General features: G+C 70.5%; 17 protein-coding genes and 1 pseudogene. 7 read left to right on the top strand and 11 right to left on the bottom strand.

Features of this window, described 5'->3' with window-relative positions:
- Positions 1-240 precede the first annotated feature (240 nt).
- Positions 241-912, top strand: a complete 672-nt coding sequence (locus ACWCSU_RS43010) for an NAD(P)-dependent oxidoreductase (RefSeq protein WP_449942320.1) — start codon at positions 241-243, stop codon at positions 910-912.
- A gap of 31 nt (positions 913-943) precedes the next feature.
- Entirely contained in the window at positions 944-1333 is a 390-nt protein-coding gene (locus ACWCSU_RS43005) for an antibiotic biosynthesis monooxygenase family protein (protein WP_449942319.1), read from the top strand.
- A 50-nt stretch (positions 1334-1383) separates the two neighbouring features.
- Here ACWCSU_RS43005 and ACWCSU_RS43000 read toward each other — a convergent pair whose 3' ends face one another.
- Both ACWCSU_RS43000 and ACWCSU_RS42995 read right to left on the bottom strand, forming a co-directional pair.
- Positions 1384-1848 (bottom strand): DoxX family protein, encoded by a 465-nt coding sequence (locus tag ACWCSU_RS43000; RefSeq protein WP_449942318.1) that lies wholly within the window; start codon positions 1846-1848, stop codon positions 1384-1386.
- 28 nt (positions 1849-1876) lie between these two features.
- A complete protein-coding gene (locus ACWCSU_RS42995; protein ID WP_449942317.1) occupies positions 1877-2335 on the bottom strand; it encodes a carboxymuconolactone decarboxylase family protein in 459 nt (152 codons plus the stop codon).
- 135 nt (positions 2336-2470) lie between these two features.
- On the opposite strand from ACWCSU_RS42995, the gene ACWCSU_RS42990 reads away from it, so the two are divergent.
- Complete coding sequence (locus tag ACWCSU_RS42990; protein ID WP_449942316.1) at positions 2471-3349, top strand: sigma-70 family RNA polymerase sigma factor; 879 nt, start codon at positions 2471-2473, stop codon at positions 3347-3349.
- Positions 3350-3394: 45 nt separating this feature from the next.
- Here the strand turns inward: ACWCSU_RS42990 and ACWCSU_RS42985 are convergent, their stop codons facing one another.
- The 4 genes from ACWCSU_RS42985 to ACWCSU_RS42970 form a co-directional block, all read right to left on the bottom strand.
- Positions 3395-3601: a hypothetical protein gene (locus ACWCSU_RS42985; protein ID WP_449942315.1), complete on the bottom strand. Its 207-nt coding sequence runs from the start codon at positions 3599-3601 to the stop codon at positions 3395-3397.
- A 201-nt stretch (positions 3602-3802) separates the two neighbouring features.
- Positions 3803-4300 (bottom strand): carboxymuconolactone decarboxylase family protein, encoded by a 498-nt coding sequence (locus tag ACWCSU_RS42980; RefSeq protein ID WP_449942314.1) that lies wholly within the window; start codon positions 4298-4300, stop codon positions 3803-3805.
- Between the two features lie 86 nt (positions 4301-4386).
- On the bottom strand, positions 4387-5826 hold the full coding sequence (locus ACWCSU_RS42975) for an MFS transporter (RefSeq protein ID WP_449942313.1): 1440 nt from the start codon (positions 5824-5826) through the stop codon (positions 4387-4389).
- A 9-nt stretch (positions 5827-5835) separates the two neighbouring features.
- A complete protein-coding gene (locus ACWCSU_RS42970) occupies positions 5836-6999 on the bottom strand; it encodes a serine hydrolase domain-containing protein (protein ID WP_449942312.1) in 1164 nt (387 codons plus the stop codon).
- Positions 7000-7142: 143 nt separating this feature from the next.
- On the opposite strand from ACWCSU_RS42970, the gene sigJ reads away from it, so the two are divergent.
- Both sigJ and ACWCSU_RS42960 read left to right on the top strand, forming a co-directional pair.
- Complete coding sequence (gene sigJ / locus ACWCSU_RS42965) at positions 7143-8030, top strand: RNA polymerase sigma factor SigJ (RefSeq protein ID WP_449942311.1); 888 nt, start codon at positions 7143-7145, stop codon at positions 8028-8030.
- Between the two features lie 49 nt (positions 8031-8079).
- Positions 8080-9018 (top strand): hypothetical protein, encoded by a 939-nt coding sequence (locus ACWCSU_RS42960; RefSeq protein WP_449942310.1) that lies wholly within the window; start codon positions 8080-8082, stop codon positions 9016-9018.
- Between the two features lie 15 nt (positions 9019-9033).
- Here ACWCSU_RS42960 and ACWCSU_RS42955 read toward each other — a convergent pair.
- From ACWCSU_RS42955 to ACWCSU_RS42940, 4 genes and pseudogenes are all read right to left on the bottom strand, one after another.
- Positions 9034-9528: pseudogene (locus ACWCSU_RS42955) on the bottom strand (IS5 family transposase); the annotation flags it as partial.
- 218 nt (positions 9529-9746) lie between these two features.
- Positions 9747-10289: a DUF3841 domain-containing protein gene (locus tag ACWCSU_RS42950; RefSeq protein ID WP_449942309.1), complete on the bottom strand. Its 543-nt coding sequence runs from the start codon at positions 10287-10289 to the stop codon at positions 9747-9749.
- Between the two features lie 128 nt (positions 10290-10417).
- The gene (gene soxR / locus ACWCSU_RS42945) at positions 10418-10906 is read right to left on the bottom strand and encodes a redox-sensitive transcriptional activator SoxR (protein ID WP_357708147.1); all 489 of its coding nucleotides are present in this window, start codon (positions 10904-10906) and stop codon (positions 10418-10420) included.
- A gap of 38 nt (positions 10907-10944) precedes the next feature.
- On the bottom strand, positions 10945-12333 hold the full coding sequence (locus ACWCSU_RS42940; protein ID WP_449942308.1) for an MFS transporter: 1389 nt from the start codon (positions 12331-12333) through the stop codon (positions 10945-10947).
- Here ACWCSU_RS42940 and ACWCSU_RS42935 point away from each other — a divergent pair.
- A complete protein-coding gene (locus ACWCSU_RS42935; RefSeq protein WP_449942307.1) occupies positions 12326-12493 on the top strand; it encodes a hypothetical protein in 168 nt (55 codons plus the stop codon). The genes ACWCSU_RS42940 and ACWCSU_RS42935 overlap by 8 nt on opposite strands.
- 167 nt (positions 12494-12660) lie before the next feature.
- Positions 12661-13044, top strand: coding sequence for a hypothetical protein (locus ACWCSU_RS42930; RefSeq protein ID WP_449942306.1), 384 nt, complete (start codon positions 12661-12663; stop codon positions 13042-13044).
- Between the two features lie 206 nt (positions 13045-13250).
- On the opposite strand, the gene ACWCSU_RS42925 is transcribed toward ACWCSU_RS42930, so the two are convergent.
- The gene (locus tag ACWCSU_RS42925) at positions 13251-14057 is read right to left on the bottom strand and encodes a hypothetical protein (protein WP_449942305.1); all 807 of its coding nucleotides are present in this window, start codon (positions 14055-14057) and stop codon (positions 13251-13253) included.
- Positions 14058-14101: the final 44 nt, after the last annotated feature.

Here is a 14101-nt window from a genome sequence, read left to right as displayed (position 1 = left end):
TTCTCGCCGTGCGCCGGGTCATGGAGGCGACGGGACGGGCTCGGCCGCCGACACCTCGCGAGAGTCGTCACCTTCGCCGTGCCCGCGTCGTCGTACAGGCGAAGACGAAACGCGAGCAAGTGGGTGTCCGTATATGTCAGCGACTGGGGCGTCTTCGAGGCTCTCCCGCCGGCCGTCGCCGCCCACGCAGGGATCGCCTGCCTCGGCAACCCCCTTTCACGAACCCGGAGGGAATCGTCCATGAAACTCACCGTCTTCGGCGCCAGTGGCGGCGTCGGCCGGCAGCTGCTCGACCAGGCTCTGGCCAAGGGGCACGACGTCACGGCCGTCGTACGGAGTCCGGCCAAGCTGGACGGGAAGCCGGTCCGCGTCGTGCGTGCCGCCGATCTGGCCACGGCCGACGTCACGACGCTGCTGCCTGCCGTCGAAGGAGCCGATGTCGTTCTGTCGGCGCTCGGCCCGCCGAACAACGCCGCGGCCGGGGTGGCTTCCAAGGGCACCAAGGCGATCCTCGCGGCGATGCAGGTCGCCGGGACCCGTCGGCTGGTCGTGGTGAGCGCCGCCCCGGTGGGCACCACCCCCTCTCCCGGCCGACCCAACCCGCCCCGGCACGACCCCGGCGACGGGCCGTTCCTGCGCTACGTGGTGTATCCGATCGTCAAGGCCACGCTCCGTCCGCAGTACCTCGACCTGGCCGTCATGGAGGACGTCGTGCGCGACAGCGGCCTGGACTGGACGGTGCTCCGGCCGGTGCAACTGACCGACAAGCCGCTGACCGGCGCTTACCGGACGGCGGTGGGACAGAACGTGCCGGGCGGCCGGTACGTCTCACGCGCCGACGTGGCCCACGCCATGCTCGCGGTGCTCGACCGGCCGGAATCGGTCGAGCAGGTCATCGGCATGGCGAACTGACCCTCTCCTCACCGATCACAAGGGAGAAATCGTGAATGAAGTACCGATCACCCGTACCGAGACACCGGTCGACGAGCCGATCACCATGATCAACGCCTTCACCGTCCCGGTGGAGGAGTCGGAGACGTTCCTGCCGCTGTGGATGGAGAACGCCGAGATCATGGCTAGACAGCCGGGATTCGTCCGGGCGCGGCTGCACCGATCGTTGATCGACGACGCCGAGCTGCGGTTCGTCAACGTGGCTCACTGGGAGAGCGGGAGGCGGCTCGAAGAGGCGCTGGCCAGACCCGAATGGCAGGAGAGCGCGCAGCGGCTGCTCAATGACCCCGGCCTGCACGTCACCGCGCGGCCCAGCATCTACGAGGTCATCGTCGACCTCCAGCCCTCCCGCGACGGAAGCACCACGCCAGTGACGCGCTGAAGCCGGCACGGCCATGATCACGTGTCTGATCATGGCCGTGCCGGTTTCTCCTACCGAACGGTCGACGCCCGTCCCACCGGCGGGCCCGGCGCCGCGCGGACGCTCCGGTCGTCGAGGGGGTGGAGAAGGTCCCGCCAGTCCGCCGGCCAGTTCGCCAGCGCCACGCCGATCATGATGATCAGGTGCAGCGGCGCCGACACCTCCTCATACAAGGGGGCGACGTCGATGAGGTGGGTCGTCACCGCGCCGATCAGCACGAACACCAGCCCCGCCGCACCGACGAACCTGACCCGCCGCCGCGGGACGAGCATCATCAGCCCGAAGACGAGCTCCAGGGCGCCGACCACGAACCGCATCCACGGCGGCCAGCCCCAGTCGACGAACTTCTCCGCGTAGGCCGGACCGAAGAAGGTCGGCCCGGGCCAGAACTTGGTGACGAAGCCGATGAAGAACGACGCGGCCAGATACCAGTAGAGGACTGTGGCGAGCCGTCGCGGCAAGGTACGCGCGGTCATGAGCCCTCCGTCGTGTTCGCCATGCGACTCAGCCCCACTTCTGGCCGGCGAGCTGCCGGGTGGTGACGTTGAGCCGGTTCGCCAGGTTCGTTACCGCGGCCATCAGGATGATCGCGGCCAGTCCCGCCTCGTCGTAATGCCGGGCCACCTCGTCCCAGATGTCGTCGGGGACCGGGTCGCTGCGGTCGGCGAGCCGGGTGGCGGCCTCGGTGAGAGCCAGCGCGGCCCGCTCGGCGTCGGTGAAGTACGGCGTCTCCCGCCAGGCGGCGACCAGCCCCGTCCGCTCGTCGCTCTCGCCGCTCTTCCTGGCGCTACGGACCCCCGACTCCACGCAGGGGCCGCAACCGTTGATCTGGCTGGCGCGCAGGTGCACCAGCCCCAGCGTGGTCTCCGGCACGCCGCCCGTACGGGCGGCCTTGAAGAGCTCCTGGATGGGCGCCATCGCCGTCGGCAGGACGGCGGCGGGATTCTTCATCCGTGTCTGCATGTGTTTCTCCGCTTCATCGGCTGGACTTCCGCCCTGATGACTCGCCGCGAGGGGAGGTTGTGACAGCGCGCCGCCTGTCACATCTGCGCGGTCGTTTCCGTCATCTGTTACGGACAGCACGAGAGGGACGGCGTCATGGAGGAGAAAGACCTGCTGGCCGGTTGGTTCCAGCAGCATCGCGACCATCTGTGGGCGGTGGCCTACCGGCTGCTCGGCTCGGCGAGCGAGGCCGACGACGCGCTCCAGGAGGCATGGCTACGGCTCAGCCGCGCCGGCGTGGAGGACGTTCGGAACGTGCCGGGCTGGCTCACCACGATCGTCGCACGGGTGGCGCTGAGCATGCTGCGCGATCGCCGGACGCGCCGCGAGGAGCCGCTACGCGTCTCCGGTCCGGACCCGATGGCCGGCCTTCGCGGGACGGACGATCCGGAGCACGAGGTGGTCGTCGCCGATTCGGTCGGCCTGGCTCTGCTGGTGGTGCTCGACATGCTCGCGCCGGCGGAACGAATCGCGTTCGTCCTGCACGACATGTTCGCCGTGCCGTTCGGCGAGATCGCCTTGATCGTGAACCGTTCGCCGGCCGCGGCCCGGCAACTGGCCAGCCGCGCCCGCCGTCGCGTACAGCACCCGGCGGCCCCGGAGGCCGGGACCGACTCCGTCAGACAGCGGGAGATCGTCGCCGCCTTCCGGGCCGCGTCCCGTGACGGTGACTTCGCGGCCCTGCTCGCGCTGCTCGACCCCGACGTGGAGATCAGCGCGGACCGCACCGCCGTGCTCTCCGGCGCGTCGAGGCTGGTACGAGGGGCGGACGGCGTGGCCGAGACCTTCGCCGGCCGGGCTCAGGCCGCCGAGCTCGCGCTCATCGACGGGGTGCCGGGTCTGGTGTGGGCGCCCGGTGGACGGCCACGGATCGTCTTCGCCTTCACCATCGCGAACGACCGGATCACACACGTCGGCCTGCTCGCCGACCCCGAATACCTGGAGGACATCGAACTGGTGATGCTCGGTGGGTAGGCGTCCGGCCGGGCCACCGACCACACGGTTCCCGGCGCGGAGCCGTCAGGCGAAGAACTGGGCCGACGACCGGGATACCAGTTCGGGGTCTTCCTCACACAACCAGTGCAGCGCCTTGTCCACGGTGACGATGTCGCGGACGCCCGTGGCCACCTGGGGCAGTGTGCCCTCGTAAACGCGCGCGTAGACGGCCCTGTCGCGGTCGGTCACCGAGCTTCGGTCGACGAGCCCGATGCCGTAGTGCCAGTCCATCAGAAACCGTGATCGGTTCGCGAGAAGTCGTTCCGGCAGGCCTGGAAGAGGGCCTGGATCGCTGGTTCCGCGTCCGGCACCAGGTTGGCGGGGTAGGTCATTCGTGCTTGCATGATTCGTTCCTTTTCGCGAACTCGGTGCACCGGGAGCGCTCAGGGTGAGGCGCGGACACCGTGTCCTCACCCTGAGCGAGTCCGCCGGCTACTGCCTCCACTGCTCCGTCGGCGACACCCCGGGCAGCGGCTTGCCGATGAGGGCCAGGGGGATGAAGAAGCAGACCTGGCCGATGGCCATGACGAGCGTGGCGAGCGCCTTCTCGTCGTAGTGCCCGCGCGCCCGCTCGTACAGCTCGTCGGAGACGCGCTCGGCGGCCGGGTTCGCGGTGAGGACGGCCTCCACCAGGGCGAGCGCGACGCGCTCGGCGTCGGTGAAGTAGGGGGCGTCCTGCCAGGACGCCACGGCGGTGATGCGCTCCTCCGTCTCCCCCGCCTTGCGGAGGTTGCCGGTGTGCAGGACCGTAAGGTAGGTGTTGCCGACAATCTGCCCGGCGCGCAACTGGAGCAGGCTGATGGTGACCTCCGGGACGGAGCCGTTCCCGGTCGCCCTGAACATGGCTCCGCCGATCTCCTTCAGCTCGGGGACGAGCACGGCGGGGTTGGACAGGCGCGACTGGCGGTGCTGCTGCTCGGTGCTGGTCATGGTGGTGGGGTTCCTTTCTGGTTCAACGGTGTTCCGGCGCTATGACGGATCCCGCGGGCCGAACGTGACCGGCGGGGCGATGGAGGTCAGCGAGGGGTGCTGCCGAGGGGCTCGGCGCTCCGGCTGACGGGGCGCGGCCGCAGGAGCAGGACGGCGGCGAGGATGGCGGCCAGGTAGAACGCGCCCGCGCCGAGCATGCCGGCGGTGTAGCCGCTGGTGAGCGCGTCGTGCGGGGACGTGCGCGGCGGCCGGCTCGCGGTGGCGGTGACGGCGATGCCGGCCAGGACGGCCAGTCCGAGTGCGCCGCCGATCTGCTGGCTGGTGTTGACCAGGCCGGAGGCGATGCCGGAGTCGCGGGACGCCACGCCCTGGACGCCGCCGATGGTGGCGCCGACGAAGCCGATGCCCAGGCCGACGCCCCCGGCGAGCTGGGCCGGCAGCAGCACGAGGAGGGGGTTCTGGTCCGGGGTGAGGAGACCGAACCAGCCCATCGCCGCGGCGGCCACCGCCATGCCGGTCGCCAGGACGGTCCGCGTGGAGGTGCGGGCCTGCAGCGCCGGCCCGACGAGGCCGGAGCCGATGCCGATGCCGACGGCGAACGGCAGGTAGGCCAGGCCGGTGATCATGGGGGAGTACTGCTTGACCGTCTGCATGTAGAGGGTGAGGAAGTAGAAGGTGGCCAGCTGCCCGGCGCCCATGAGCAGCATGACCAGGTTGGCGCCGAGCCGGCCGCGGTCGGCCAGGACGCCTGACGGGAGCATCGGGCTGCGCGCGCCACGCTGGATGACCACGAACGCGACGAGCAGCGCCACGGCCACCGCGCCGAAGGCCAGGGTGAGCCCGTCGCCGGCGCCGTGGGACCCGGCCCGGTTGATCGCGTAGACCAGCGAGCCGAGGGCCAGGGTCGCGGTGAACGCGCCGGGCAGGTCGAGCCCGCCGCGCTCACGGGTGCCGGGCACCAGGGCGAACGTGCCGGCCAGGACCAGGAGCGCGATGGGGATGTTGACGAACATGATCCAGCGCCAGCCCAGGTACTCGGTGAGCGCACCGCCCAGGAGCAGTCCGGCGACCGAGCCCAGGCCGCCCATGGCGCCGTACACGCCGAGCGCCTTGTTGCGCCGGGGCCCGGCGGGGAAGGTGTCGGCGAGCAGGGACAGCGCGGCCGGGGCGACGATCGCGGCGCCGAGGCCCTGCAGGACGCGGGCGGCGATCAGCACGCTCTCGTTGCCCGCCAGGCCGCCCAGTAGCGAGGCGGCCAGGAAGACGGTCAGTCCGGCGCGGAACAGCCTGCGCCGGCCGAACAGATCACCGGCCCGGCCGCCCGCCAGCAGCAGGCCGCCGAAGGCCAGGGCGTAGGCGGTGAGGACCCAGTCCAGGTCCGCCTCGTCGATGCGCAGGCCGGCTCCGATGACGGGCAGGCCCACGGTCACGATGGTGCCGTCCATCACCATCAGCAGTTGCGCGGCGGCGATCACCAGGAGGGCGAGGCCGCTTCGCTCAGGGCGGGGTGCGGTGTGTGTACTCATGTGAGGTCCTCAGGAGGTGGTGGCACGGTGGCGTGCCGCGGCGTCGTGCACCGCCGCGGCCAGCCGGTCGTGCTCGGGGTAGGACCAGCCGAAGCCGAAGCGGCGGCGGGTGTAGCCGAAGGCGATGCCGCTGCGCGGGTCGGCGAAGGACTCCGAGCCCGCCGAGCCGTCGTGGCCGAAGGCGTTCGCGCTGAGGAACGGGTAACGCAGGCCCTTGGCCTGGAAGCCGAGCGCGTAGTTGCCCTGGTCGCCGCGGACCAGGTCGCCGCCGGTGGAGTGCAACATGGAGAACTCGCCGACGGTGTCCGGCTTGAGCAGCGGGGGGTGACCGTCGATGCCCCAGACGGCCGCCGCGTACAGGCCGGCCAGGCCGCGGGCGCTGCCCACCCCGCCGGCCGACGCCTGGCCGTTGGCGCGGACGGCGCGGGTGTTGGCGAAGGCCACCTGGTCCAGCGGCGGCGTGCTGTTGAGCCCGTACCCGATGCCGGGGATGCTGTGCGGGCCGGGCACGTCCGCCCAGAACGCGGCCTCCTCCTCCGGGGTGGTGGCCCACCACCGGATCGGCCGGAAGCGGCGCTCCTCGGCCTCGGGCAGCCCCAGGTAGAAGTCCAGCCCGTACGGGGCGCGGAGGCGCTCGTCGTAGACCTGCTGCAGCGACTGGCCGGTGACCCGCCGGATCACCTCGTTCACCATGGCGAACGAGACGAACCCGCCGTAGCCGTAAGCCGAGCCCGGCTTCCAGTACGGCCGCTGCCCGGCCAGGCGGCGCGCGATCACCGCGTCGTCGGCCAGCTCGGCGGCCGACAGTCCGCCGTCGACGCCGATGACGCCGGAGCGGTGGGTGAGCACGTCCCGCAGCGTGATCCCGTCCTTGCCGGCGGCGGCGAACTCCGGCCATCGCCGGGCCACCGGCTCGTCGAGATCGAGGACCCCGTCCTGCACCAGCAGCGCCACCACCAGCGTCGCGGCACCCTTCGTGGAGGAGTAGACCCCGGTCAGCGTGTCACCGCTCACCTCGTCCCCGGCCCACAGGTCCACCACCTGCCTGCCGTACACATGGGCCGTCAGCTGCGCGCCCGCCTGGCCGTCCTGCCGGGCCACCATCGCGGCGAACTCCTCGCGCACCTGCTCGAAGCCGTCCGCGACCGTTCCGTGGACATCCGTCCTGCTCATCGTCGGCAACCCTTCGTGAGTGAGTGTTGGTCGCCGGCATGACGGATGGTCCGCAGGAAAGGTGACCGGACGCGTTCACGGTCACCTTTCACCGGTTTGATGCGTCAGCGCTCTGACGTGGCTGACATGAGAGGAATGCAACCGTGACACCCCAGGACTTCCTTGCCGACCGGTTCCAGGGGCACCGCCCTCATCTGAAGGCGGTCGCCTACCGCATGCTCGGCTCGCTGAGCGAGGCCGAGGACGCGGTCCAGGAGGCGTGGCTGCGGCTGGCACGTTCGCACTCGGGCGACATCGACAACCTCGGCGGCTGGCTGACCACCGTGGTCGGCCGGGTGTGCCTGGACATGCTCCGCGCCCGCAGGTCTCGACGCGAGGAGTCGCTGGAGGAACGCCTGCCCGATCCGATGATCAGCCGCGCGGATGCCGCCGACCCGGAGCAGGAAGTGCTGCTGGTCGACTCTGTGGGCCTGGCGCTCCTGGTCGTGCTGGAATCCCTAACCCCCGCCGAACGGCTGGCGTTCGTGCTCCATGACATGTTCGGGATGCCGTTCGAGCAGATCGCACCCATCGTGGACCGCACTCCCACGGCGGCCAAGAAGCTCGCCAGCCGGGCACGCCTGCGGGTCCGCGGCGCGACCCCGAATCCCGACCCCGATCTGCGCAGTCAGCGCCGGATGGTGGACGCCTTCCTCGCCGCCGCCCGCGACGGCGACTTCGCCGCGCTGGTGTCCATCCTCAACCCCGACGTGACGTTGCGCGCCGACGGCGGGACGCTCACCGGCGGCATGCGGGTCATCAGGGGCGCCGCGGCCGTGGCGGGACAGCTCGCCACCTTCCAGCGCATGGCCACGAGCGCCACCACCCACCCGGCGCTCGTCAACGGTCTCGCCGGCCTGGTCAACACCATCGACGGCGAGCTGATCTCGGTCATGAGCTTCACGGTCTGCGACGGCAGGATCGCCACGATCGACATCCTGTCCGATCCCGACCGGCTGGCTCAGCTCGACCTCACCCAACTGGAGCCGTGACGAGGATGGACTTGACCCTGAAACCGTGTCAGGTGGCACGGTGCGGAGCATGTCAGTCACCTATGTCGGCTCCGGGCCGTACTGCTACGCCAACTCCCTCGCGATGGTCCTGGGCGGCGAGGCGCCGACTCCGGCCGTGATCGAGGTCCTGACGGGCTCCCCGTACGGGATGCAGCTCATCGGCGGCCGGATACCGCTGTTCGACGCGTTCGGCTGGGACCCCGAGATCGGGGTCGACGCCGCGCTCGGCCTGCTCGGCTGGGAGTGCGAGCGCGCGGACGGCGGGACGGCGGCGGCGGCGCTCGACCGGCTACGCCGGGCCTGCGAGGGCGGCCCGGTGCTGGCCGGCCCGCTTGAGCTCGGCCTGCTGGCCTACCAGCCCGGGTCGGGCGAAGCGGTCGGCGCCGACCACTACCTGGTGGTGCTGGAAGTGGCCGGCGACACCGTGCTCGTGCACGACCCGCAGGGTTACCCGTACGCCACTCTGCCGGTGGACGCCTTCGCCGAGGCGTGGCGCGGAGCGCTGATCCCCTATCTGGAGCGGCCGTTCCGGATGCGGCACGGCTTCACCCGTCGCGAGCAGGTCGGCACGGAGGAGGCGCTGCGGCGCTCGCTGCCCGCCGGACTGGCCTGGCTGGCGGGCCGTACGGATGTGGAGGTCCCGCCCGGCACGCTGGGGCTGGCCGAGGCTGCCGAGCGCACGGCCGAGCTGGTGGAGGAAGGGCTGGATCCCGAGATCAGGACGCTGTGGCAGGCGTTCGCCGTGCGGGTGGGCGCCCGCCGCCTCAACGACCTGGCGGCCTGCCTGTCGTCCCTCCGCCTCGACGCGGGCGCGGCCGTCGCCGCCGAGCAGGCCCGCATCGTCGGTGGGTTGCAGGGTCCGCTCGTGGCGGGCGACGACGCGGCGCTGGCGGCCGGGCTGCGCCGATTGGCTCCGACGTACGAACGGCTGCGCGCCGCCCTGATCGCGGCCGAGAGGGCGTCCTAGGGACTGGTTCTCAGATCAAGTTCGGAGCCAGATGAGCACGGTGGCCAGGGTGGCGGTGCAGGCGCGCTTGCCGTAGCGCGTGGCCACGTCCCGGAAGTTCTTCAGCCGGTTGATCGCCCGTTCGACGACGTTGCGTGCCTTGTAGCGGTCGGCATCGAAGCGGGTGAGCCGCCCCCCGGTGGAGCCGCGCCTGCGGCGGTTGGCACGCTGGTCGTGGGGTTCGGGGATGGTGTGGCGGATCTTGCGGCGGCGCAGGTACAGGCGGCTGGCGCGGGAGTACGCCTTGTCCGCGGCCACGCTGTCAGGTCGGGTGCGTGGGCGTCCCCGCCCCGGCCGAGGAACCCGAACGGCCCGCAATACCCGCTCCAGCCGGGGGCTGTCGCCGTACTGGCCCGGTTTCAGGACCAGCGACAGCGCCCGGCACCTGCCGTCCGCCGCCAGGTGGATCTTGGTGGTGAACCCGCCACGGGACCGGCCTGGGCATTCCCCGGTCCGGCCACCTCCGCCAGCCGGGCGGCCAGCGCGGCCAGCACCGGATCACCCCGGTTTGTCCCCGCCGCGTCCCCCTTTTGCCGGCCGGGCGGCGCGGGGACGGGCGGCGGCGTGCTGGTGCGCCCGGACGGTGGTGGAGGCACGGAGATGTCCCCGTCCACTATGCCCTGGGCGTTCGACATCGCCTCGATCAGGATCTGGCTCCGCGACCCAGTCGCATGACGACGGAGCATCATCTATTCACCAGCTTCAACCGTGCACGGCGTTTCTTCGGGCTCATCCAACGACGACGGCTCCAGTGGGCGAACGCTCAGGACCCATGGGCCTGCCACACGCGGAAGGCATGCCTGGACGCGCCCATCGGCTTGTTCATCGAGCTCGTCCTGGTCGATCGACCAGTCCATGCGCGGTGAACTGTCGCCTCTGAAGAAGATCTCTTCCAGGAAGTTGTTCCACCGCCCATATGAACTGAGTACCACGAACTCATCGGGCACCTCCAGGTCAAGGACGACATAGCGGTCATACTCCTCTGGGCCATCAGGATTGAGGAGGAGTTCCGCTGTCAACGCCACCCGATCATCGCGGGTGTCCGGCCCAGGCCATGCCCACAGCGGCGGTCGGCCCGCGCAGTCGATACCGCGCCGCGCCATCTCCGCCACCATCTCCTCGTAAGCAGGACGGCATGAGTGGCTCAGCACCCTGGTCCAGTCCCCCACTAGTTCACCGCTGTCCTGCAGTGACTCGAGAACCATTCGATGCTGGACCGTCCACAAACGCACCGGACAAATTATGTCAGCACAGGACAGATGATCCACGGGACACGCCCTAGTACCAGCGCGCTGGCCAACCAACGAGGTACCGTCACGAATGCGCAGGTCAACGCCTCGGTCCTGGCTTTTGACACCCTTCAGGGTGTGCCAGGTCGTGGCAGCGCTCCCCGCACGTATTCGGGCTGTTGGAGTCGTACCGGGCCGGGACCCTGCCCTTCGAGGGCGTCGTCGGGGTTGAGGAGCAGGCATGCCTTCATCGACAGGCAACCGCAGCCGATGCAGCCGATGAGTTCCTGTTCGAGGTTCTCGATGGCGCGGCGGCGTTCCTCGAGTTGCTTCTTCCAGATGCGGGAGACGCGCTGCCAGTCCTTGTGGGTGGGGGCACGGTCGGCAGGCAGGGTGGTGAAGACCTCGGCGACGTCCGACAGCGGGATGTGCAGGCGTTTGGCCACGATGATCAGGGAGATCCGGCGCAGCATGTGCCGGGAGAAGACCCGCTGGCCGCCGGCACCGCGTTCGCTGATGATCAAACCCTTGCGTTCGTAGAAGTGCAGCGCGGAGGCCGGCACGCCGGTCCGGCGGATGACCTCGCCGATCGTCAGGTGGTCCTCCGGGCTGGCGCGCATGGTCACTCTCCTTCGTCGCGATCGAGACGGCGGGGTGGTCAGGTGGTTTCTCCGGGCGTCGCGGCGCGGCCACGGATCAGGACGATCACGATGACCGACAGTACGAGGCAGAGCAGCCCGATCCCGAGCTGGGTCAGTTGCCAGGACCAGGTGAACGCGTCGAGTTCCTCGGCCTCGGCCCCAGGGGTGAGGCGTCCTGCGCCGACCGCGGCGGCACGTGAGGTGTCGCCCAGCTTCACGGAGAGGAGGCCGGCCAGGGAGGCGCCGAACGCGGCGATCACGAGTGCCTCTGCCGCTCCACGCAGGGTGTTGAGGAATCCGGCCGCCATGCCGACAGCCTCGGCCGGGACCAGGGACATCGCCTGGCCGTCGGTGATGCCGAAGGAGGCGCCCATGCCGATGCCGATCATCACCATCGGGGCCGCGACGACCGTGACCGCATGGTCGGCGTTCAGCGCCGTCAGCCACAGGTTCCCGGCCACGACCAGTGTCAGAGCGATCATGATCAGCAGGCGAGGCGACATCCCCTTGTTCACCAGAGTCACCGCCACCATGGGCACGACCAGTACGGGCGCGGTCAGCAGCAGCATCGCCGCCCCAGCGGCCGAGGGGGACAGCTCCGCCGCCGACTGCAGGTAGGTCGGCAGGAAGACCAGAACGCCGAGGAAGCCGATCGAGGTGGTCAGGGTCGCGAGGCTCCAGCCCAGGAAGCCCCGGTTGGCGACCAGGGCAGGGGCCAGCACCGGAGCGGGGCTGCGTCGCTGCAGGACGCCGAACAGGGCCAGCCCTGCCAGGCCGGCGATCTCGGCGATCAGGATGACCGGGTGCAGCCAGCCGAGGGCGGGTGCCTCCAGCAGCGCGAACATCAGCAGCGACAGCGCGGCGACGAACAGGGCGCTGCCTGCCCAGTCGACCGGGCCGCTGACGTCCGCCCGGGACTCGCGGGCACGGGTGGCCCCCAGGCTCACCAGCAGGCTGACGACGGTGTAGACGGCGAAGCCGCCCCGCCAGCCCGTGGCGTCTATCAGTAGCCCCGACAGGGTGGGGCCGATGGCGATGCCGATGCCGGCCATGGTCCCCATCAGCGCGAAGGCCCAGTTGCGGGCCGCGCCGTCGTAGCTGGAGGCGAGTATGGCTCCACCGGCAGCCATGATCCCTGCTCCGCCGGCGCCGGAGACGATGCGGGCGACGTCGATGACGACGATCGACGGACTCAGCGCCGTCACCAGGAATCCGGCCGCGAACACCAGCGCCGCGACGATGAACACCCGGCGGCGGCCGACCCGGTCGGCGGCCGCCCCCGCGATGAGGGTCATCGCCGCGAAGGCCAGGTTGTATCCGGCGACGACCCAGTTCAGCGAGGCTCCCGAGGCGCCGAGGTCGCGGCCGATGCTCGGCAGCGCGACCGCGGTCCCCGAAATGGACATCGCCACGATGACGACGCCGACCAACACCACCGGAAGCGTCAACCGCGGCGGCCGGTTCGTCGCGGTCGGATGTCGGGATGAGCCGGTGGCCGTGGTGTCCATGGTGTTCGCTCCCTCTGATTCTGCGGACGACGGCGAACATCCCATCAGCTCAACCTAAGTTGAGGTCAAAGGCCCATGTCAGGGCCACTCGGATAAGGAAGGGGCTGCGTTTTCGGTCACCCGCAGCCGCGGCTTCGGAGGCACCGTCGAGGGATTGGAGCCGCAGGCGCTCTCGTGGTCATGCGCCCGATCGCCGACCACGCGGTTGAGGTGTTCGGACACGGAATGGTCCTCCCAGGTGCCACCTGCGAGGGCGACGTAGCCGTCAGGGCAGATCAGTACGAGACCGTCGCCGTCGCCTCCATGAAGACCGTGCTGCTCGACGGCCGGCGGGTGGTGGCCTGCCTGACGCCGGCGGTGACCGCCGAGGGCGCCGCGGTCACGATCGTCGAAGGGCCGGCCGGTGAGGGCGAGCTGCCGCCGCTGCAGCGGGCGTTCATCGCGCTCGACGGTTTCCCATGCGGATACCGCACGTCCGGGCAGCTCTCTGCTCGGCGGTCGGGATGCTGGCCGAGCACGCGGCGGGCCGGCCCGGCGCGGTCACCGCCGACGTGTCCCCGGACGGCCCCACGCCGGCGCTGGACGCGGCGGACGTCCGTGACGCGCTGATCGCGGCCGACGGCGGCGCCCGGTACTGGGTGGCGGCACCAATCTCGTCCCACCCCGAGGTACGGCGGCGCTACCCGGCACTGAGCCAGGCGGTGCTGGCCGGCCATCCTCGGCTGGGCCCCGAGCTGCCCCGGCCACCCATGCCTCTGACATGGCGGTCGCGCTGCCGGCGTTCGACGCGGTCGTGCGGTACGAGACGCTCGACGTTACGGGGCGGATACCGAATCGAGGATGGGAGCCGCTGACAGCATGAGCGGGGAGTCGAGCCGATGATGGCGGCCCGCTTCGGCGAGAAGCGCGGCCAGCCAACCGAGTCCGTCCAGCGACCACTCGGCCAAGGTGCCGTCGATGGTGACGCTGTGCCGGGCCGGCCCTCGCCACAACTCGTCGGTGATGGCGGGGCGCAGCATGACGGGCTTGTCGGTGAGGAAGAAGTCGCCGAACACATCGTGTTTCAGCTCTCGCAACCATCCGAGCAGGTCTGGCGCCACTGACCGGATCGTCGGGTTCTGTCCGCCGTCCAACGTCACTCGTACGCCTGTTCTCTCCTGCGGAGGGAGGTCGCCGAACCAGCCGATCTCCTGCAGCAGTCGCACTACGGCGCCGGCGCGCCGGGACTCGCCTTCAGCCGAGGGCAGGCTCTGCACCGGCAGCAAGACCTGAACGGCCTTCAGCTGCAGCACGCCCACGCGAGCGGCGACGCTTTCTGCGCAGGCCAGGAACGGCTGGACAGGCAGCGGCCGATCGATCGCGGTCGGCGTCGGCAGCGACACCTGGAACCAGGCAGCACGGGAGTGCCGGGGACCGGCCGAAGAGTCGAACCCGGCGTCGTTCATCCCCCACAGGCCGCAGTGCTCTCCGGTCGGCTCGATGAGCCACCCCATCGCCGACGATCGAGCAACGAAAAGACTGTAGGCGTCGGGAGCCGGAGTCGGCTCTCGCCATGGGTAAGGCGTCAGTTCGCCATGCAGGGCTGCGAACATCGTGCTGTCGACTGCACCGCTCAAGGTCACCTCTCGTCCTACTGCCTGCAGCGGAGGTTCCGCCCACCCGTGGT

The organism is Nonomuraea sp. NPDC001699, from assembly GCF_053596455.1.
Note: the sequence above shows the minus strand (reverse complement) of the source record. Positions and strands in the feature narration are given on the sequence as shown.

Excerpts from the sequence above, each read along its gene's own strand:
- ACWCSU_RS43010 (WP_449942320.1), top strand. The coding sequence starts at position 241 with ATGAAACTCACCGTCTTCGGCGCCAGTGGCGGCGTCGGCCGGCAGCTG.
- ACWCSU_RS43000 (WP_449942318.1), bottom strand. The coding sequence starts at position 1,848 with ATGACCGCGCGTACCTTGCCGCGACGGCTCGCCACAGTCCTCTACTGG.
- ACWCSU_RS42995 (WP_449942317.1), bottom strand. The coding sequence starts at position 2,335 with ATGCAGACACGGATGAAGAATCCCGCCGCCGTCCTGCCGACGGCGATG.
- ACWCSU_RS42990 (WP_449942316.1), top strand. The coding sequence starts at position 2,471 with ATGGAGGAGAAAGACCTGCTGGCCGGTTGGTTCCAGCAGCATCGCGAC.
- ACWCSU_RS42985 (WP_449942315.1), bottom strand. The coding sequence starts at position 3,601 with ATGGACTGGCACTACGGCATCGGGCTCGTCGACCGAAGCTCGGTGACC.
- ACWCSU_RS42980 (WP_449942314.1), bottom strand. The coding sequence starts at position 4,300 with ATGACCAGCACCGAGCAGCAGCACCGCCAGTCGCGCCTGTCCAACCCC.
- ACWCSU_RS42975 (WP_449942313.1), bottom strand. The coding sequence starts at position 5,826 with ATGAGTACACACACCGCACCCCGCCCTGAGCGAAGCGGCCTCGCCCTC.
- ACWCSU_RS42970 (WP_449942312.1), bottom strand. The coding sequence starts at position 6,999 with ATGAGCAGGACGGATGTCCACGGAACGGTCGCGGACGGCTTCGAGCAG.
- ACWCSU_RS42960 (WP_449942310.1), top strand. The coding sequence starts at position 8,080 with ATGTCAGTCACCTATGTCGGCTCCGGGCCGTACTGCTACGCCAACTCC.
- soxR (WP_357708147.1), bottom strand. The coding sequence starts at position 10,906 with ATGCGCGCCAGCCCGGAGGACCACCTGACGATCGGCGAGGTCATCCGC.
- ACWCSU_RS42935 (WP_449942307.1), top strand. The coding sequence starts at position 12,326 with ATGGACATCGCCACGATGACGACGCCGACCAACACCACCGGAAGCGTC.
- ACWCSU_RS42940 (WP_449942308.1), bottom strand. The coding sequence starts at position 12,333 with ATGTCCATTTCGGGGACCGCGGTCGCGCTGCCGAGCATCGGCCGCGAC.
- ACWCSU_RS42930 (WP_449942306.1), top strand. The coding sequence starts at position 12,661 with ATGGTCCTCCCAGGTGCCACCTGCGAGGGCGACGTAGCCGTCAGGGCA.